Here is a 1,255-nt window from a genome sequence, read left to right on the forward strand (position 1 = left end):
ATGAGTAGTTTTACAGGCAAAGCCGAAACGGATGATAACCACCTACTGAAGTAGGTGGTTTAGGGCTGAAAATAAAATCACTTTCTCATTCAATTCTTAGTTTCGACACATAGTAACGGATTTTGAACCGTTATCACGTTTTAAAATTTCTAAAAAGTGCAGCTCAACTTCTATTTGCGAAGCATTTCACAGCCATAATTTTTAGAAAATAAAACACGATGCATAATAATTTAGTGCAAGACATTTACTTTAAAGCTCCTGTCAACCCTGCATCTCTTCTCCACTTCAGTATATACTGTGCAAAAACACAATAATGAGTAATGTCATGTCATTAATTGCAACTGGCACGCTAAACAAAATGCGTGCTTCTCTGGACGGTGCCGTCAACTACCGTCTTCCTGTCGGTGAGGAAGAAATCGACTTAACTCCGTTTCTGGGTAAAACGCTCACACTGACTCACACTGGCAATATTTTTTGTTGCTCATGTGGAAAGAAAACGAAAAAGAGTTATTCGCAAGGCCACTGTTTTGTATGCATGAAAAAGCTAGCAAGCTGCGACATGTGTATCATGAAGCCAGAGACCTGCCACTACGATCAAGGGACTTGTCGCGAACCACAATGGGGTGAAGAGAATTGCATGGTGGATCACTTTGTCTACCTGTCCAACACATCCAGCTTAAAAGTTGGTATTACTCGTCATACTCAAATCCCGACTCGTTGGATTGACCAAGGCGCGACTCAGGGCTTGCCAATTTTTAAAGTAAAAACTCGCCATATCTCCGGTTTAATTGAAGTTGAACTGGCGAAACATATCGCAGACAAGACCAATTGGCGCACACTGCTTAAAGGTGACGGTGAACCTATGGCATTGCAGGACCGTTTTGCTGAGCTATTGCCTTTAGTCGAAGAGAAAATTGCCGAGATAAAACAGCAATTCGGCGAAGATGCCATTGAAGTATTAAACGAAAGCATTACCGACCTTAGCTACCCGGTACAACAGCACCCAACGAAGATCACTTCGCATAACTTCGATAAAAACCCGGTTGTTACTGGCACTTTGCAAGGCATTAAAGGTCAATACCTCATCTTTGATACTGGCGTTATTAATGTAAGAAAATTCACTTCCTATGAAGTTGAAGTTAGTGAGTAATCGCTTGTAAAACGCGTTGATTCAAATAAAAGTAAATTACCACCTTCTAAAGAAGGTGGCTTTGTGTGAGCCCCCTAAAAGGGGGCCTTTGTTTAGTCCAGCGCC

At 41.6% G+C, this 1,255-nt stretch carries 1 protein-coding gene; it reads left to right on the forward strand.

Going from position 1 to position 1,255, the window contains the following annotated elements:
- Positions 1-325: 325 nt before the first annotated feature.
- Complete coding sequence (locus R8O70_RS25570) at positions 326-1,150, forward strand: DUF2797 domain-containing protein (protein WP_005377984.1); 825 nt, start codon at positions 326-328, stop codon at positions 1,148-1,150.
- The last annotated feature ends 105 nt before the right edge of the window (positions 1,151-1,255 follow it).

The organism is Vibrio sp. 779(2023) (genome assembly GCF_033344285.1).
Taxonomy (GTDB): domain Bacteria; phylum Pseudomonadota; class Gammaproteobacteria; order Enterobacterales; family Vibrionaceae; genus Vibrio; species Vibrio alginolyticus.